This is a genomic window from Prosthecobacter sp. GW821-HT29F12 (assembly GCF_058803405.1).
In genome coordinates, this window is record NZ_CM179517.1 from 6,171,260 (window position 1) to 6,186,867 (window position 15,608).

At 59.0% G+C, this 15,608-nt stretch carries 11 protein-coding genes and 1 tRNA gene; 10 read left to right on the forward strand and 2 right to left on the reverse strand.

Annotated features, from left to right (window positions below):
- Positions 1-94: 94 nt before the first annotated feature.
- Positions 95-1,510 (reverse strand): aminotransferase-like domain-containing protein, encoded by a 1,416-nt coding sequence (locus AC3RLQ_RS25550; RefSeq protein WP_493031487.1) that lies wholly within the window; start codon positions 1,508-1,510, stop codon positions 95-97.
- Between the two features lie 206 nt (positions 1,511-1,716).
- Between AC3RLQ_RS25550 and AC3RLQ_RS25555 the strand changes: the two genes are divergently transcribed.
- The 10 genes from AC3RLQ_RS25555 to AC3RLQ_RS25600 all read left to right on the forward strand — a co-directional run bounded on the left by AC3RLQ_RS25555 (position 1,717) and on the right by AC3RLQ_RS25600 (position 13,681).
- Positions 1,717-4,482, forward strand: a complete 2,766-nt coding sequence (locus tag AC3RLQ_RS25555; RefSeq protein WP_493031489.1) for a 2-oxoglutarate dehydrogenase E1 component — start codon at positions 1,717-1,719, stop codon at positions 4,480-4,482.
- Positions 4,483-4,518: 36 nt separating this feature from the next.
- Positions 4,519-5,628 (forward strand): dihydrolipoyllysine-residue succinyltransferase, encoded by a 1,110-nt coding sequence (sucB, locus tag AC3RLQ_RS25560; RefSeq protein WP_493031490.1) that lies wholly within the window; start codon positions 4,519-4,521, stop codon positions 5,626-5,628.
- A gap of 78 nt (positions 5,629-5,706) precedes the next feature.
- Entirely contained in the window at positions 5,707-6,603 is an 897-nt protein-coding gene (locus AC3RLQ_RS25565) for a DUF502 domain-containing protein (RefSeq protein WP_493031491.1), read from the forward strand.
- A 4-nt stretch (positions 6,604-6,607) separates the two neighbouring features.
- Complete coding sequence (locus AC3RLQ_RS25570; protein ID WP_493031493.1) at positions 6,608-7,096, forward strand: 8-oxo-dGTP diphosphatase; 489 nt, start codon at positions 6,608-6,610, stop codon at positions 7,094-7,096.
- Between the two features lie 95 nt (positions 7,097-7,191).
- Positions 7,192-8,586, forward strand: a complete 1,395-nt coding sequence (locus tag AC3RLQ_RS25575; RefSeq protein WP_493031495.1) for a sulfatase-like hydrolase/transferase — start codon at positions 7,192-7,194, stop codon at positions 8,584-8,586.
- Between the two features lie 247 nt (positions 8,587-8,833).
- A tRNA-Gly gene (locus AC3RLQ_RS25580) sits at positions 8,834-8,904 on the forward strand.
- A gap of 45 nt (positions 8,905-8,949) precedes the next feature.
- Positions 8,950-9,513 carry a hypothetical protein gene (locus tag AC3RLQ_RS25585; protein WP_493031497.1) on the forward strand — a complete coding sequence of 188 codons (564 nt, stop codon included), beginning with the start codon at positions 8,950-8,952 and terminating at the stop codon, positions 9,511-9,513.
- A gap of 67 nt (positions 9,514-9,580) precedes the next feature.
- The gene (locus tag AC3RLQ_RS25590; RefSeq protein WP_493031499.1) at positions 9,581-10,783 is read left to right on the forward strand and encodes an outer membrane beta-barrel protein; all 1,203 of its coding nucleotides are present in this window, start codon (positions 9,581-9,583) and stop codon (positions 10,781-10,783) included.
- Between the two features lie 117 nt (positions 10,784-10,900).
- The gene (locus AC3RLQ_RS25595) at positions 10,901-13,099 is read left to right on the forward strand and encodes a GumC family protein (RefSeq protein ID WP_493031500.1); all 2,199 of its coding nucleotides are present in this window, start codon (positions 10,901-10,903) and stop codon (positions 13,097-13,099) included.
- 21 nt (positions 13,100-13,120) lie between these two features.
- The gene (locus tag AC3RLQ_RS25600; RefSeq protein WP_493031501.1) at positions 13,121-13,681 is read left to right on the forward strand and encodes a polysaccharide biosynthesis/export family protein; all 561 of its coding nucleotides are present in this window, start codon (positions 13,121-13,123) and stop codon (positions 13,679-13,681) included.
- A gap of 107 nt (positions 13,682-13,788) precedes the next feature.
- Here the strand turns inward: AC3RLQ_RS25600 and ilvD are convergent, their stop codons facing one another.
- Positions 13,789-15,507 carry a dihydroxy-acid dehydratase gene (ilvD, locus tag AC3RLQ_RS25605; RefSeq protein WP_493031502.1) on the reverse strand — a complete coding sequence of 573 codons (1,719 nt, stop codon included), beginning with the start codon at positions 15,505-15,507 and terminating at the stop codon, positions 13,789-13,791.
- Between the last annotated feature and the right edge of the window lie 101 nt (positions 15,508-15,608).

Sequence of the window (15,608 nt, forward strand, 5' to 3'; positions counted from 1 at the left end):
GGCTGGCGGCGACCTTCTACTCAGGCGTCGGGGATCTTGGGCTTTGCGGAGCTGGAGGATCGAGTTCGGGGACGAGGATGGCCGAGTCGTCGAGTTATTGAGCCTGGCGTTTGGCGAGGGTGCCGAGGGTGTGGATGGCGGCGGCGAGGCGGGGGGACCAGGGGAGGCCGCAGGAGATGCGGATGCAGTGGGTGTAGCGGGGTTCGGGGGAAAAAAGCTGGCCGGGGGCGATGCTGATGCCTTTGGCGAGGGCGCGGTCGTAGAGGTCGATGGCATCGACCTGCGGGGGCAGGGTGACCCAGAGGAGGAAGCCGCCCTGGGGAGAGGTGACGGTGGTGCCGGCGGGGAATTCCTCCAGGATGGCGCGGCGCATGCGAGTGACGTTCTCTTTATAAATGGTGCGGACGCTGCGGAGCCAGTGGTCGTAGCCGCCTTCGGCGAGAAAGCCGGCGATGGCGAGCTCGGGGAGGGTGGCGGTGGCGAGGGTGTGGGTGAGCTTGGCCATGCGGACGGCATGGTAATAGCGGCCGGGGACGACCCAGCCGACGCGGTAGCCGGGGGCGAGGGTCTTGGAGAAGGAACTGCAGTAGAGGACGAGACCGGAGTCGTCGTAGGACTTGCAGGTGCGGGCGCGTTTGGGGCCGAAGGGGAGCTCGCCAAAGACGTCGTCTTCGATGAGGGGGATGGCGTGTTGTTTGAGGAGGGCGACGAGGCGCTGCTTGTTCTCGTCTGGCATGGCGGCACCGAGGGGATTGCTGCAGGCGGGGAGGGCGATGCAGGCGTGGACGGGCTGGGTTTTCAAGACGCGTTCGAGGACATCGAGCCGCAGGCCGTGCTGGGAGTCGGTGGGGATTTCGAGGGCGCGAAGCGAGAGGGCCTCAAGGACGTGGAGGATGCCGAAGTAGGTGGGCGTTTCGACGGCGACGACGTCCCCCGGTTTGGTGACGGCGCGGAGGCAGAGCATGAGCGCCTCGGTGGCGCCGCAGGTGGTGATGATGTCTGCGGGGGCGACGACGGCACCGCCTTTGAGCATGCGTTTGCTGATCTGGCGGCGGAGGAGTTCGGAGCCCGGAGGGAGATCGTACATGACGCCGCGGGCGCCGGCGTGGCGGGCTTTTTCGGCGAGGATGCGGTTGAGTTTGACGGTGGGAAGGATGTCCGGACTGGGGACGGCACCGCCGAGGGCGAGCAGATTGGAGGAGGCGACGGCGTCAAAGAGGCTGGCGTGGCGGTTGCCGAGACTGCCTGACATGGGGACGCGGGGCGGGCCGGGGAGATCGAAGAGGGCCTGGGGCGGGGATTTGACGAAGAAGCCGGACTTGTGCCGGGGCTCGACGAGGCCGGCGGATTCGAGCTCGACGAAGGCCTGGACGGCGGTGCTCATGCTGACGCCGTGCTGATCGCAGATGGCGCGTAGGGAGGGGGTGCGCTCGCCAGGCCGCAGGACGCCATCGTGGATCATTTTGGCCACGGTATCGGCAATGTGTTTGTAGAGCGGCGGCGGGGGCATGGGGAGAGCAGGGGAAGTTTGCGGTTGTTGGCGGTGGTTTGCGATCGTTTTTCGGAAGGGGAGTGGTGTTAAGAGAGGGGGAGGCTTATTTTAAAAAGGTGGGTAGCCTGGACAAGGGATGGGAAAGCACCCGCAAAAAGGGCTGGAAATGTTCCTTTCCGCATTTGCACTCGTAACGAATGGGAGCATTCTGCTCATCCCCCCTCATGAGTGCTACATTGCCGTACCGCGCAAACGCGGATTTCCTCGAGTCCAAATACGCGGACTGGAAAAAAGATGCTGGTTCAGTCGAACCACTTTGGTCATCGTTTTTTGAAGGTTTCGAACTGGGCATGGCCCGTCTCCCCACGAAAGGCTCGGAAACGGCCGGTGGTGAAGCGGCCCCGCTTTCAGAGAAGACTCTCAATTTCCGCATGCGAGTTTCGAACGCGCTGCAGAGCTTCCGTGCGCTGGGCCACACCGCCGCGCATCTGGATCCGCTGGACAAGGAAGGACCTGAAGTGCCCGGGCTGACGCTGGCGGGTCTGGGATTCACGGCTGACGAGCTGGAGGAGGATGTGCAGACGCACCTGTTCCGCAACGGGCAGCCGATGAAGCTGAAAACGATGCTGGCGGAATTGCAGCGGACATATTGCGGCAAGACGGGCTTTGAGTTCATGCACATTCACCACCCTGAAGTGCGCGCGTGGCTGCTGGACCGGATTGAAGGCCGTGATTTGGATGCGAAGCCGGTGGCGCAGGATCAGATCAATGCGCTGCGCTGGCTGCTGGAAGCTGAATCGTTCGAACGCTTCCTGCACCGTCGTTTCGTGGGGCAGAAGCGTTTCTCCGTCGAAGGCGGCGAATCGATGCTCGTGGCACTGGAGACGCTTCTCGAAGCTCTGCCAGCCGCCGGCGGCAAAGAAATCATTCTGGGCATGGCCCATCGCGGACGTCTGAGCGTGCTGGCCAATTTCCTGCGCAAGCCGCTGGAGTATCTCTTCTATGAGTTCAGCGAGAACTATGTGCCGAACATGGTCTCCGGCGATGGTGACGTGAAGTACCATCTGGGCTTTGAAACGGTGAGACAGACCAGCAGCGGTGATTCGGTTGGGGTGATGCTCGCGCCGAATCCGAGCCATCTGGAAGCCGTGGACCCTGTGGTCGAAGGCATGGCGCGTGCGCGCCAGCGTGCGCTGAATGACACCAAGGACCGCAAAAAGGTGATCCCTGTGCTCATTCATGGTGATGCGGCCTTTGCCGGGCAGGGACTGGTGGCCGAAGTGCTGAATCTTTCCCAGCTGCCCGGCTACCGCACCGGCGGCACGGTGCACATCATCGTGAACAACCAGATCGGTTTCACCACGATGCCGGAAGACGCCCGCAGCTCCGACTATTGTACGGACGTGGCGAAGATGATCGAAGCGCCCGTGTTCCATGTGAACGGGGACTGCCCGCTGGAAGTGATGAATGCGACGCGACTGGCGTTTGAATTCCGCCAGACCTTTGGTCGTGATGTGATCGTGGACATCGTGTGCTACCGTCGTTACGGCCACAACGAAACTGACGAGCCCGGATTCACGCAGCCGAACATGGCGCGTGCGATTGCCGAGCATCCGTCCACGGCGACGCTGTTCCGCCTGGATCTGGCAGCCACCGGAGTGCTGGATGAAGCCGGCGCCGCCGCGCTGCAGCGCGAGCTGGACGACGAACTGGAGCAGGGCATCACGACCCTGGCGGATCGTGACAAGAACGCCGAAGGCGGCAATCCCTTTGAAGGCAGCATGGCGATGCCGCAGCCTGCCTATGACTACAATCCGGTGAAAACCGGGGTGGAGCTGACGACGCTCAAAAAGATCGGCGAGCGCCTGCTCGAAGTGCCGGAGGAGTTCAACCTGCATCCGACGATTGCGAAACGCTTCCTCGCGGCGCGCAGGAAGGCCATCGAGGCGGGTGAAGGCATTGACTGGGCTTATGCGGAATCGCTTGCCTTTGGCTCGCTGCTCACAGAAGGCCACGGCGTGCGCCTGAGCGGGCAGGATGTGCGACGCGGCACTTTCAGCCAGCGTCACAGTGTGTTTTATGATTCCCAGACCCGGGAGCGCCACATTCCGCTGAACAATCTGGCTGCGGAACAGGGCCGTTACTGTGTGTACAACAGCCTCCTGTCTGAAGCTGCGGTGCTTGGATTTGATTACGGCTACTCGCTGCTGACCAGCAATCTGCTGGTGTGCTGGGAGGCGCAGTTTGGCGACTTCGTGAACGGTGCGCAGGTCATCATCGACCAGTTCATCGCGAGTGCGGAAAGCAAATGGCAGCGCCCGAGCCACATCACACTGCTGCTGCCGCATGGTTACGAAGGCCAGGGGCCGGAACACTCCAGCGCAAGGCTTGAGCGATTCCTGCAACTTTGCGCCGGTGGCAACATGCAGGTGTGCAACTTCACCACTCCCGCGCAGTACTTCCACGCGCTGCGCCGCCAGATCAAGCGCAGCACGCGCAAGCCGCTGGTCGTGATGACGCCGAAGAGCCTGCTGCGTCATCCGCGGTGCGTGTCCAAGCTGAGCGACATGGCCGAAGGCACGACCTTCAAGGAAGTGCTGGACGACGAGAATCTGCTGGCTGCGCCGGAGCGCATCACGCGTCTCATTCTGTGCAGCGGCAAGATCTATTATGACCTGCTCGCCTTCCGCGAGGAGCACAAAATCAAGAATGCCGCCATCATCCGCATCGAGCAGCTTTACCCGCTGAACTACGAGATGCTGAAGGAGATCGTCGCGAAATATCCGCGTGCGCAGAAGAAGTGGATCTGGTGCCAGGAGGAGCCACGCAACATGGGCGCCTTCTACTACATCCGCCCGCGTCTCGAAGAGCTTTCCAACCACAAGCTGCGCTACTCCGGCCGGGAGCGCAGTTCCAGCCCCGCCGCCGGTTCCAAAGCCATTCACACCCTCGAACAGGAAAACCTGGTCGAGTCGGCTTTCAGCGTGTGATTTGTCCAGACATAGATTTTCTCCCACTACCCCGTCATGCCCTCAGACATTAAAATACCCGCACTCGGCGAATCCGTCGCCGGTGGTCAGATCGCCAAATGGCACTTCAAAGAAGGTGACATCGTCAAGACTGGCGACGTCCTGCTCACGCTCGAGACCGACAAGGTTGCCGCTGAAGTCACTGCTGAAAGCAGTGGTGCCCTGCACATCAGCAAACAGGCCGGTGAAGATGTCGAGGTGGGTGGCGTGGTGGGCCAGATCGATGAAAGTGCGACCGCTCCTGCTGCGAAGGCCGAAGCTCCGAAGCCAGCGCCGGCAGCTGCACCCGCTCCTGCGCCTGCCCCAGCGGCCAAGGCCGAGCCGGAAAAGCCTGCGAACGTCACCGAATTCAAAGTGGTGCCCAAGCCTGAGCCCGCGCCAGCTCCTGCGGCCAAGGCTGCACCGGAAGGACGTATCACGCGCAAGAAGATGAGCCCGCTGCGCAAGAAGATTGCGGATCAGCTCGTCAGTGCGCAGCGCACGGCCGCCATTCTCACCACGTTCAATGAATGTGACATGAGCAATGTGATGGCGCTGCGTTCGAAGCTGCAGGACGCCTTTGTGGCGAAGAACGGCGTGAAGCTCGGCTTCATGAGCTTCTTCATCAAGGCGGTGGTGGAGGCCCTCAAGGCGGTGCCTCAGGTCAATGTGCGAGTTGAAGGAGAAGAAATCGTGCAGAACCACTTCTTCGACATCGGCGTGGCCGTGGGTACGGAGCGCGGACTGATCGTGCCGGTGCTGCGTGATGCGGACCAGAAGAGTTTTGCGGATCTTGAAAAAGACATTCTTGGCTACGCAGCCAAGGCCAAGGAAGGCAAGATCCAGGTCAGCGATCTTACCGGCGGTGTTTTCACCATTTCCAACGGCGGTGTTTACGGGTCCCTGCTCAGCACCCCGATCATCAATCCTCCGCAGAGCGCGATCCTCGGCATGCACAGCATCCAGCAGCGCCCGGTGGCGGTCGATGGCCAGGTGGTGATCCGCCCTATGATGTACCTCGCGCTCAGCTACGACCACCGCGTGGTCGATGGCAAGGAAGCCGTGTCGTTCTTGATTCGCATCAAGGATTGCATCGAAAACCCGGCCAGAATGCTGGTGGGCGCGTAATATCTGCACGAGTGCAGATATTATTGCTGAACAAAGCTGCTGCCATACGTTCTCATCTTCAGAGTGAAGTTGTTTTAAATGGCATTTGAGACCCCCAGTACGAATCCGATGACCGAAGCGCCTGCGCCGAAAGGCTGGGGCGTGTGGTTGCGGAACAAGTTTCTGGCGGGACTGGCGCTGGCGCTGCCTCTGATCATCACGTTCTGGATCCTGTCCTTTGTCTATGACCTGCTGCACGCCTGGAGCAAGCCGGTGCTGGGGCAGGCGGTGAGCCTCGTCAATGAGTTCAGTGACGAGCCGATCCTGAACATTGAAGATCCGAAGCTGGAAAGCCTCACCAATTTTATTGGCTTCCTGTTTTCGGTGCTGGCCATTTTGGGTCTTGGCTTCATGGCCACCAACGTGATCGGTGTGCACATTGTCACCGCCGTGGACAAACTGCTGCTGCGCATTCCGCTGGTGGCGGTGATCTACCGGCCGCTCAAGCAGGTGATCGACGCCTTTCGCAGCCTGGGCGGCACGAAGCAGAATTTCAAGCGGGTCGTGTACATTGACTATCCGGTCCCCGGCATGCGCATGATCGGCTTTGCCACCGGACAGTATTGTGATCCGCAGACAGGGAAGGCGATGACCTGCGTCCTGCTGCCCACGGCGCCGAGTCCGATGACGGGCATTCTGCTTGTGGTGGATTCGGAGAAAATCACGGATGCGCCGATCACGATTGAAGAGGCGATGAAGATGATCATTTCCGGCGGACTGGTTTCGCCGCTCAATGCCGTGGCACCGCTGAATCAAAAACCGCCGGCGGCCGCTCTGCCTGAGCAACTGCCAGTGCCTGAACCTGAGTTTGAGCTGCCTGCCGGCCTGCCGCGTGCGGAGGATTTTGATGCAGGAGACACGGAGATCCTGGCGCAATCCATGGATATTAAGAGTGGAAAACGCTGGCTGCGTGCCCTGCCATGGAAGAAACGCTGAGTCCATGGTGATCACCGACTGGAAAACATGGGAGCCGGGCATTCGTGCGACACTGATGTTCATCGTCGATGAGGCAAAGCGTGAGGTTTTGCTCATTCGTAAAAAGCGTGGCCTGGGTGCCGGCAAGATCAACGGACCCGGCGGCAAGATGGATCCCGGCGAGACCTCGCTGCAATGCGCGGTGCGTGAAACGCAGGAGGAACTTGGAGTGACCGCGCTGAATCCGGTGCACCACGGTGAGCTTTGGTTTCAGTTTGTGGATGGTCTGTGCATGCACGTCGATGTGTATGTGGCCACGCAGCATGAAGGGGAGGCGGTGGAAACACCCGAGGCGGTGCCGCTCTGGACCTCGCTGGATGCGCTGCCCTTTGATGAAATGTGGGCGGATGACATTCACTGGCTGGCGCAGACCTTGATCGAACGCCGACGTTTCATGGGGCGGTTCACCTTTGATGATGACACCATGCTGTCGCACGAAGTGAAGTGGCTGTGATTTTTTGATTCCAGACCGGTGATGATCGTGGCTATCATTGCGGGATGAAATGTCTTTTGCTTCTGTGCGGTGTTCTGGGGTTCTCATTGGCCAGCGTGGCCGCACCCGATGAGCCGCCGAACATCGTTCTGGTGATGGCGGATGATCAAGGCTGGGGAGACATGGGCTACAACGGGCATCCCCACCTCAAGACGCCGAATTTTGATGCGCTGGCGAAGGAGGGGATCCGATTTGATCAGTTTCATGCCGCCGCACCGGTGTGCTCTCCGACGCGCGGCAGCGTGATGACTGGGCGTACTCCCAACCGGTTTGGCTGTTTTTCCTGGGGGCATGCGCTGCGCCCGCAGGAAATCACGATTGCTGAGGCGCTGAAAACCGCTGGCTATGCGACCGGGCACTTTGGCAAATGGCACCTGGGCTCCGTGCAGAAGGCCAGCCCGGTCAGCCCCGGGGCGAGTGGATTCGATGAGTGGGTCTCCTCTCCCAATTTCTTTGATCAAGATCCGGTGCTCAGCGTGCAGGGCAAGGCCACTCAGTTCAAAGGCGACAGTTCCGACGTGACGGTGGACGAGGCGCTGAAGTTCATCCGGCGTTGTGGGGAAAAGAAGCAGCGGTTTCTCGCGGTGGTGTGGTTTGGCTCTCCGCATGATCCGCATCAGGCGCTGGATTCAGACCGTGCTCCGTATGCCGGGCTGCCCGAGAAGCAGCAGCATTTTTATGGCGAGATCACGGCGATGGACCGTGCCTTTGGCAGGCTCCGGAAGGAACTGCGGGAACTGGATCTCCGTGAGAACACTCTCTTATGGTACTGCAGCGACAACGGTGCGCTGCCGAAGGTCGGTTCCACGGGGGGGCGCCGGGGATTCAAAGGGCAGATCTATGAAGGAGGACTGGCGGTGCCTGCTTTGATGGAATGGCCTGCGGTGTTTCATGAACCCAAGGTCATCGCGGCTCCTTGTGTGACCTCCGACATCTATCCAACAGTGCTGGAGATCGCAGGTGTGAAGATGGAAAAGCAGCCGCCACTGGATGGCATCGACATCATGCCGCTGCTGACGGGGGAGGAGCAGAAGCGTTCACGCGCCATTGGATTTTGGGATTCAGGCAAGAAAGGAATCAGCACGCCCTCGAAAGCATGGATGGACGAACTGCTGGCTGCACAGACGAAGGGTGAAGAACCTGCGGATCCGGCGCGCCTGCTGCCAGATGCGGCTAAAATCGGTGAACCCGTTTCACTGACTGAGTTTCCCGGGCATGCCGCCTGGCTGGACTGGCCGTGGAAGCTCCACCGGATCGAAAATAAAAAGACCCATGAGGTGTCCTGGGAGCTGTACCATCTGGTTAGAGATCCTGACGAGAGCACAGTCTTGTTGGCCGAACAGCCTGAACGCGTGCCTGAAATGCAAAAAAATCTCGAAGACTGGCTCGAGAGCGTGGCGCGGAGCTTGAATGGAGAAGATTACGTGGGCGAAAAAGGCGTGAGTAAGTAAAACTGGAGTCTATCTGGCTCCCTTGAGCCTCCACTCAGAGCTGGGAGGGCTGAAGAAAAAGGTCCTTTTAGAGTACACGCTTGCCAGCTCCTTATTGAGTGCTAATTAATGAGCGGAGTTGAAGAGTCATTTTGCCGAAAAGCTAGGTTTCCGAATTTATCAGGGATTCTAGAATTTCAAAAAAATACTCCAAATTCTAAAAATATCTTGCGGCAGTAGGATGTTTCGTGTTACTATAACTTCAATTGCGGGTATAGCTTAGTGGTAAAGTTCCAGCCTTCCACGCTGGCCATGTGGGTTCGATTCCCACTACCCGCTCTGAGGACACGACAACATCTGTAAATTTATCTTTAACTGCCGCTTATGAAAACTGTCCCATTTTCTCGTATTGCGGGCATTTCTGCCTGCGTGATCATGCTGGCTGTCTCGGGTGCGTCGGCGCAGTCGGCTACGAATTGCACGGAGATCTCGAATGACGTTCGGGTCGCAGTCGAAAAAGACCCCTCGAAGGTTCTGATGGTTGTGGAAGATGCGCTGGTGATCAATGAAGGATGCGCGGCCGACATTGTGAAAACGGCGATCATTGCCTCCAAAGCCGACGCGAACTTGGCTGGTCAAATCGTTCAAACCGGCGTTTCAGTGGCTCCTAAAATGGCTGGTGTCATCAATGACGCTGCGAGTTCCATCGTTCCAGGTCTTGCCATTGCGCCACCTGCGACTGAAGTCGAACGTCCGATCACGGTGTCTGGGAAGAACCCCAAAAACCCCATCGTCGTTGACAAGAATCCCATCGTTCCGACTTCGGAACCCGATTTCTACATTCCATCCAGCATTCGTGGAGTGTTTCTCCTCATGCCGCCTATTTCGGGCCCGCTGCCTCCGCGGATCATCACCAATCCGGTGTCTCCATCCAACTCGATTCCGTGATCCTCCGGGACCTTTTTTTTTAAAGCGGTACCCTCCACTCTGAAATTCGAAACTGCTCCTGACTTTCATGCGCTCCAAACTGGCAATGCTAATCCTGGCAGTCGCTGTACTCAGTCCAGTGGCATTGCGTGCGCAGGGCCTGGTGGCGATCCAGAACTACTCGGCTGATTTTAGAAACGAGGAGCCGCTGACGTTTTCGATCACCGGCAACACCGGCTACGACGTGCTCAAGTACAAGGTGCCTTCGTCCTCATTGAGCAACATTGATTCGTGGTACATGCAGGCTGGTGCAGGGACATCCTACACCCATGCGGACCAGACCACGCCCTACAGTTTCAGTCTTGAGGGCAGCGTTCTTGAATACGTGAACGGAGTGCCGGTTTACGGCAGCACCTTTTACAATGGCCGGGCGACCTTCAATTTTGAGCACCAGTTTTCGGAACGCCTGAAGATGAGCAACAACTTCTACCTCACCTACGGGACGAATCCCAACAGTGCGTTTGGCTATGGCGCCACCAGCGCCCTGTGGAACGGGCAGTTTCTGTACGGCTATAACAATTTCAATGTGAGCTACGCATGGACGCCACGGTTCTCCACCACGACGTCCTACACGTTCGACGGCATCGCTTACGAGGAGTCTGCGGTTGCCACCTCGCAGGACCGTTATTCGCATCTGCTTGCCCAGCAATTTGCCTATAAGATTGCGCAGCGGACCAGTTTGACGGCAGAGTACCGTTACCGCCTGACGGATTACACCAAGAGCGGATTCCAAAACTACCATTCACATTTCGCTCTGGTTGGAGTCGACCATGCGTGGAGCGAGAACATGTCCACCTCAGTGCGAGCTGGTGCGGAACTTTACGAAAACGGCCGAGGGAGACAAACGAAGCCTTACGCCGAGGGTGCGCTCAACTATGCGGTGGCAAAGCAGACACAGCTGCGCTGGTTTGCGATGCTGGGTTTCAACGGCGCGCTGCTGGGCAATTACAGAAGCAGCTATGGGGTGAACACCGGCGTGCAGCTGAACCATCAAGTCACCAAACGTTTCAGCGTCAACGGCGGAGCGAGCTATGCGCACTCGGAGCTCTCCGGGGGAACCACCCCGGATCAGACACAGGACTCGGTTTTCCTCAATGCGGGCATTGGCTATCAGCTGATGGATAACGTCAATCTGAACGCCAACTACTCATTCTCCACGCAGCTGTCGAACAACGCTCTGGTTGAATTCAATCGCAACCGAGTCTCCCTCGGAGCGACGGCCACCTTTTAGTCCCAACAGCCAAAACAGCAATCCGCCGGCGGGCAGATTCCGACTTCGCGAATCTCCCGCTGGCGGCATTTTAAGAGCGCTTTCTTAACCTCTCCGAATAATCAAACCCGAGCAGTCATGAACGAGTCTGGCACCGAACTGCAAAAGCATGCGATGGACACCTGGCAGGTGGTCAAGAATCGCTTTGGGCTCATCTCGCTCTCGTTCATTCTGATTTTCGCGGCGGCAGCAGTGCTGACTTACATCATGCCGCGGAAGTATCGCGGGCATGTCGAAATGACCATTGAGCGCATCACGCAGGACATCAATGTGTTCGACCGCAACCGCAGTGACGGCCTCGCCTTCACGCAGGAGTACATCAAAACTCAGTTCGAGACGATCACCAAGCCCACCACGCTTTATCCGGTGATCGAAAAACTGGAGCTCACCAAAAAGTGGGAGCTGCCGAGCCGCCAGGCGGCACTGGCGAAACTGCGCTCCAATCTGGATACGCAGTCGATGCTGCGCTCAGATTTCGTCACCATTGATTATTACGACCAGGATTCCCAGCTCGCGGCCGCCATCGCCAATGAAGTGGCCAAGAGCTACATGGATCAGCGCAACAACATTGAGAGCGGCAAGAAGCAGAAGGCCCTCGATGTGCTGCAGCAGCAAATTTCGGAGCAGGAGGCTCTGCGAGGGCAGGCGCAAGTGCGGGCGCAGGAGGCCCGACGCAAGGCGGGTATTGTGGGCGACTGGATCGTCGGCGGTGGAAGCTCGCTGAATCCCGGCGGTGAGATGCGCAGTGAAAAAGACTCCATGGTCATCTCACGTGAGCAGGCTCTCATGATCGCCGATCAGGAAATATTGACGCTGCAGTCAGAGATCGACCAGGTGAGCAAGCTGACTCCTGATCAACTCATTGACCAGGCGTCAGGACTTAAACTGGAAAATCAAAACATCATCGCCATCACGTCGAAGCTGCAGGACCTCAAGGTTTCGCGAGAAGGCCTGATGAATGAAGGGCGTGGACGCCTTCATCCGCAGGTGCTGAGCGTGGACAGCCAGATGGCTGAGTACCAAAAGCTCATTCAAGGAGAAGCCAAAGCGCATGTGGCGGGCCTGCAAAACCGGCTTGATGCTGCAAGGAAGAAACGGGAATCCCTCAAGCTTTACAACGAGGACGCCAAGCAGGAGCTGCAGAACATGTCGTCTCTTTACACCGAGTACAAGACGGCCAAGGACGAGGTCACCTACCTGGAAGATTTGCTGGTGAAAATGCGCTCACGCTTCTTCGAGGAAAAAGCGGGCATCGAGCTCGTGAAATCGCCCGCCACGATTTATTCGGAAGCAGAGCCGGAAGGAAAGCCTGCCAAGCCCAACGTGCCGCTGCATCTCGCGCTGGGCGGTGTGCTGGGGCTCATGTTTGGTCTGGGCCTGGCCTTCTTCCTGGAATACATGGACACGACGGTGAAGAACCTGGATGACGTGGAGCGCTATCTGGGGGTGCCCGTTTTGGCCGTGGTGCCCAAGGATGTGGGAGTGCTGCACCGCTCCAGTGGTTTCAATCCTGACGCCGAAGCGTACCGCATTCTGCGCACAAACATTGAATTCAACCGCAAAACACCCGACGCCAACTGCCTGAGTGTGGTCAGCGGCGGGGCAGGTGAGGGGAAATCCACCACGATGGTGAACCTTGCCTATGTGTGCGCGCAGGGTGGCTACAATGTGCTGCTGATTGACGCGGATTTGCGCCGTCCCAGCCTGCACACACATTTTGATGTGAGCCATGCCACGGGCCTGACCAATTACCTCACCACGGACATCCGGCTGGAAGATGTGGTGCTGCGCACGCCGGTGGAAAATCTCTTTTTCCTGCCGAGCGGCCTGCTGCCGGCGGACAGCGCGGGATTGCTCAATTCCCAGCGCATGGTGGATCTGATCACCGAAGTGAAAAGCCGCTTTGACCTCGTCTTGATCGACTCACCGCCGATCCTCGGAGTCAGCGACGCGTCGGTGCTCGCCAATCTGGCGGACATGACGATGATCGTGGTGCAGCACCGCAAACTGCCGCGCCACATGCTCTTGCGTGTGAAGCAGGGCGTGGAAAATGTCGGCGGCAAGGTGGTGGGGGTGGTCCTCAACAACGTGGATCTGCGCAGCGATGCGCAGTACCAATACTACACCAGCTACTACACGTACTACTCGCCGACGAACTCGCCCAACGGCGGCTCGGGAGGCAAGTCCCGCCGTCGCAAGATCAAAGCCGAAACCACCGCCACCGCACTGGGTGGCTCCCCGTCAGTTTCGCGACTGGATGGTGACGATGTCTTTTAATTTTACTTCAACACGCACTGCATGAACACACGCATTCTCTCCTGCCTCTTCGCTCTCTGCGCCTTGGCCACAGCGCAGGCCCAGAACGGTGAAATCGCCCTGCACCCGAACAACCGCGTCACGATCTCCATCGGGGGCATCCCTGACAATGAAGTACCGCAGATCAGCAAGGTGTACACGATCAGCGACAACGGCACGATCAACCTTCTCCACATTGGAGAGGTGCGCGCCGCCGGCCTCAAGCCCTCCACTCTGCAGCGCACCATCGAGCAGACCTACATTGCGCGTGAGATTTACACCCGGCCGACGGTGACGGTGACCACCAATGACAGCGCCACCACCGCCCAGATGATCTACGTCGTCGGCGGCATCAAGGGCAACGGAACGGTGCCTTACAACTCCAGCATGACCATTCTGAAAGCCATCTCTGCCGCCGGTGGCTTTTCACCCTTTGCCAAGCCCAGCAGGACGAAGCTGATCCGCAACGGAGTGACCACCGAGATCAACCTCAAGGACATCAGCAACGATCCTTCCCGCGACATCAAGCTCCAGCCTGATGATCAGATCATCGTGCCGGATTGAGGAAGCGAAGGTTGTTGGGTGGAGAGGGATCGATTTGATCCCTCCTTGAGCTGCCGCTCCCAAAAGGGGATCAAGATGATCCCCCTCCTAGGGTTGGAACTAATCGATTAGAGCCCGAGGTCCGTCACAGCGCCCTGGCTGGCGTTGCTGGTGAGCTTGGCGTACTTGGCGAGGACGCCGTGGGTGTAGCGGGGCTTGGGCTGCTTCCATTTGGCGAGGCGAGCCTTCAGCTCCGTGGCAGGAATGCCGAGGGTGATGGCGCGCTTTTCGGCGTCGATGGTGATGGGGTCGCCATTTTTGATGACGGCGATCGGGCCGCCGACGAAGGCTTCAGGAGTGACGTGGCCGACGACGAAGCCGTGGCTGCCACCGCTGAAGCGGCCGTCGGTGATGAAGGCGACGTCTTTGCCGAGGCCCTTGCCCATTATGGCGGAGGTGGGGGAGAGCATTTCGCGCATGCCGGGGCCGCCTTTCGGGCCTTCCATGCGGACGACGATGACGTGGCCTTTCTTGACCTTGTCATTGAGGATGGCCTGCAGGGCGGTCTCTTCGGACTCGAACACGATGGCCTTGCCTTCGAATTTGAGGCCTTCCTTGCCGGAGATTTTGCCGACGGCGCCTTCGGGGCAGAGGTTGCCTTTGAAGATGACGAGGTGGCTGTCCTTCTTGAGGGGATTGCTCAGCGGGCTGACGATCTTCTGATCCTTGGGCCAGAAGATTTTGGAGTTCTTCATGTTCTCCTTCATGGTCTTGCCGGTGACGGTGAGGCAGTCGCCGTGCATGAGGCCTTCGTTGACCAGGATGCGGATGAGCGGGACGGTGCCGCCGATCTTGACGAGGTCGTTCATGAAGTATTTGCCGCTGGGCTTGAGGTCGGCCAGCACGGGTGTTTTTTTGCCGATGCGGACGAAGTCCTCGATGCCGAGCTTCACGCCGGCGCTGTGGGCCATGGCGATGAGGTGGAGGACGGCATTGGTGGAGCCGCCGAGGGTGATGATAAGGGTGATGGCGTTTTCGAAGGCCTCCTTCGTCATGATGTCGCGGGGAGTAATGCCCTTCTTGATCATGTTCATGACGGCAGCGCCGGCGTCGAAGCAGTCGATGAGCTTTTCATTGCCGACGGCGGACTGGGCGCCGGAGTTCGGAAGGCTCATGCCGAGGGCTTCGATGGCGCTGGCCATGGTGTTGGCGGTGTACATGCCGCCGCAGCTGCCTTCGCCGGGGATAGCGTGCTCTTCGATGTCCACGAGCTCCTTGTCATTGATGAGGCAGTTGGCGTGCTTGCCGACGGCTTCGAAGACGGTGACGATGTCCGCGTCCTTCTTTTCTGGGCCGACGCAGCCGGGGAGGATGGTGCCGCCATAGACGAAGACGCTGGGGCGATTGAGACGGGCCATGGCCATGAGGCAGCCGGGCATGTTTTTGTCGCAGCCGCCGATGGCGACGAAGCCGTCCATGCCTTCGCAGCCGACGACGGTCTCGATGGAGTCGGCGATGACTTCACGGGAGACGAGGGAGTATTTCATCCCTTCGGTGCCCATGGAGATGCCGTCGGAGATGGTGATGGTGTTGAAGATGATGCTCTTGCCACCGGCGGCGTCTGCGCCCTTGGCGGCTTCCCTGGCCAGACGGTCGATGTGCATGTTGCACGGGGTGACCATGCTCCAGAGGGAGGCGATGCCGATCTGGGATTTTTTGAAGTCCTCGCGCTTGAAACCGACGGCATGCAGCATGGCGCGGCTGGCGGCGCGGTCCACCCCATCGACAACGATGGCGCTGTGTTTGCGGTGGAGGTCGGACTTGGCGGCGGAGGCTTTCTTGGGCATAAAGGGGATGGATTGGGAACGTGCAAAATGGCAGACGGCTCCCCGCACGCAAGCAGCTTTGCGGCAGTTCTGGCACAGGCTTTGGCAATTACGGCGTGGTT

Bases quoted from the DNA above. Each gene is read 5' to 3' on its own strand.
- AC3RLQ_RS25550 (WP_493031487.1), bottom strand. From the start codon at position 1,510: ATGCCCCCGCCGCCGCTCTACAAACACATTGCCGATACCGTGGCCAAA.
- AC3RLQ_RS25555 (WP_493031489.1), top strand. From the start codon at position 1,717: ATGAGTGCTACATTGCCGTACCGCGCAAACGCGGATTTCCTCGAGTCC.
- sucB (WP_493031490.1), top strand. From the start codon at position 4,519: ATGCCCTCAGACATTAAAATACCCGCACTCGGCGAATCCGTCGCCGGT.
- AC3RLQ_RS25565 (WP_493031491.1), top strand. From the start codon at position 5,707: ATGGCATTTGAGACCCCCAGTACGAATCCGATGACCGAAGCGCCTGCG.
- AC3RLQ_RS25570 (WP_493031493.1), top strand. From the start codon at position 6,608: ATGGTGATCACCGACTGGAAAACATGGGAGCCGGGCATTCGTGCGACA.
- AC3RLQ_RS25585 (WP_493031497.1), top strand. From the start codon at position 8,950: ATGAAAACTGTCCCATTTTCTCGTATTGCGGGCATTTCTGCCTGCGTG.
- AC3RLQ_RS25590 (WP_493031499.1), top strand. From the start codon at position 9,581: ATGCGCTCCAAACTGGCAATGCTAATCCTGGCAGTCGCTGTACTCAGT.
- AC3RLQ_RS25595 (WP_493031500.1), top strand. From the start codon at position 10,901: ATGAACGAGTCTGGCACCGAACTGCAAAAGCATGCGATGGACACCTGG.
- AC3RLQ_RS25600 (WP_493031501.1), top strand. From the start codon at position 13,121: ATGAACACACGCATTCTCTCCTGCCTCTTCGCTCTCTGCGCCTTGGCC.
- ilvD (WP_493031502.1), bottom strand. From the start codon at position 15,507: ATGCCCAAGAAAGCCTCCGCCGCCAAGTCCGACCTCCACCGCAAACAC.